We start from the raw sequence: 2,129 nt of genomic DNA, 5'->3' as shown, positions 1-2,129 counted from the left end.
CTGGATAGTCGCGCAAGAAGCTCTTACACGCCAGTTTTGGCACACCGTTTACCATCATACCGCACGAGCCACAGATCGCCATTCGGCATGACCAACGGTAAGAAAGATCTTTATCCAAATGATCCTTCACGTAGCCCAGAGCATCGAGTACCGACATGGTGTCATCAAAGGGCACTTCAAACATTTGAAGATGCGGCTCGGCATCTTTTGCTGGGTCGTAGCGTAGAATTTCTACTTTCTGAATTCGATTCGCTGACATTATTTTTGCTCCTCTGCGCTTTGCTTCGCCTCTGCTGCGGCAGCTTGCTCTGCTGCTTCGCCGTACAAGCGGGCTTTAGGCTGAGATTTAGTAATCGTAACTGGGCTGTAATCGATCCTTGGTGCTTGATCTTCTTGATAGAATGCCAATGAGTGTTTCAGGAAGTTTACATCATCACGCTCAGTACACCCTTCATCAAGACGCTGGTGAGCCCCACGAGACTCTTTACGTAATAATGCTGAATGAGCCATAGCTTCCGCCACTTCTAGGCCATAGCCGACTTCGATCGCATAGAGTAGGTCAGTATTGAAGACTTTGCCTTTATCTTTAATGCTGATGCGCTTATAGCGTTCTTTTAACTCAGTCAGTTTAGCAATGGTGGTTTCCATTAAGTCTTGTTGACGGTAGATCCCACAACCCGCTTCCATGGTGTGACCCATTTCAGTGCGGATGGTGGCCCAATTTTCGTCACCTTCTTGGTTCATCAGAGCCTGAAGGCGAGCTTCTACCGCTTTGACTTGTTCTGCGATGGCTTGGTCATTCCAGCCTTTGAACGCTTCAGCACGTTGTACTGCGTGCTCACCGGCGACACGACCAAAAACGACAAATTCAGCCAATGAATTGGAGCCTAAACGGTTAGCACCGTGCAAGCCCACTGACGCACATTCACCGACCGCAAAGAGGCCTTGGATGCGAGTTTCACATTGACCATTGGTTTCGATTCCGCCCATGGTGTAGTGCACGGTTGGGCGAATTGGGATCGGCTCTTTGGCAGGGTCAACGTTCACATAAGCTTTTGCTAGCTCACAGATAAACGGTAAACGCTCTTGCAGGTATTCTTCGCCAAGATGACGCAGGTCAAGGTGTACCACATCACCTAATGGGTGTTTAATGGTGTTGCCTTTCTGTTGTTCGTGCCAGAAAGCTTGAGACACTTTGTCACGAGGACCCAGCTCCATGTATTTATTTTTAGGCTGTCCAACCGGTGTTTCCGGCCCCATGCCATAATCTTGCAGGTAACGGTAACCGTTTTTATTAACGATAATCCCACCTTCTCCACGACAACCTTCGGTCATCAAGATGCCAGTACCGGGTAGACCCGTTGGATGATACTGAACAAATTCCATATCACGTAGTGGTACACCATGGCGATAGGCCATTGCCATACCGTCACCCGTAACGATACCGCCGTTGGTGTTACAGTGATAAACACGACCCGCACCTCCGGTGGCGAGGACAACCGATTTGGCCTTAATCGTAACCAACTCGCCTTCCGCCATGTGAATAGCGATCAGGCCTTGGACTTCACCCTCGACGACCAACAAATCAACCACAAAATATTCGTCAAAGCGGTTGATTTGTGGGTACTTCATTGAAGTTTGGAATAGGGTATGTAGCATATGGAAACCCGTTTTATCGGCAGCAAACCAAGTCCGTTCGACTTTCATGCCACCAAAACGGCGTACGTTGACTTCCCCGTTGTCTTTACGACTCCAAGGGCAACCCCATTGCTCCATTTGGATCATTTCGCGTGTTGAATTCGCAACGAAATATTCTACGACATCCTGTTCACACAACCAGTCACCACCACCAACGGTATCGTTGAAGTGATTATCTAAGCTGTCTTCTTCCTTGATAACTGCTGCGGAGCCACCTTCGGCAGCGACCGTATGAGAACGCATTGGATAAACTTTGGAAATAAGCGCGACTTCCAAGTTTGGGTTTGCTTCAGCCGCTGCAATAGCAGTACGAAGACCAGCGCCACCAGCGCCGATGACTGCGATATCTGTGGTAATCGTTTGCACAGTTATCCTCCAGTGTAGTGATTATTATGGGGATCAGTTGTTGTCCCTGATTATGATTTGCAGCG

The 2,129-nt window shown here is 48.7% G+C and carries 2 protein-coding genes; both read right to left on the bottom strand.

Annotated features, from left to right (window positions below; genetic code table 11):
• Nucleotides 1-259, bottom strand: a 259-nt coding sequence (locus B7C60_RS17760) for a 2Fe-2S iron-sulfur cluster-binding protein (protein WP_245868497.1), incomplete at its 3' end; no start/stop codon positions are given.
• On the bottom strand, nt 259-2,064 hold the full coding sequence (gene frdA / locus B7C60_RS03865; RefSeq protein WP_099610515.1) for a fumarate reductase (quinol) flavoprotein subunit: 1,806 nt from the start codon (nt 2,062-2,064) through the stop codon (nt 259-261). The genes B7C60_RS17760 and frdA, both read right to left, overlap by 1 nt.
• Between the last annotated feature and the right edge of the window lie 65 nt (nt 2,065-2,129).

Origin of the sequence: Vibrio fujianensis, from assembly GCF_002749895.1 — a bacterium.
GTDB classification, from domain to species: Bacteria; Pseudomonadota; Gammaproteobacteria; order Enterobacterales; family Vibrionaceae; genus Vibrio; species Vibrio fujianensis.
This window is presented reverse-complemented; position numbering and strand designations above follow the sequence as displayed.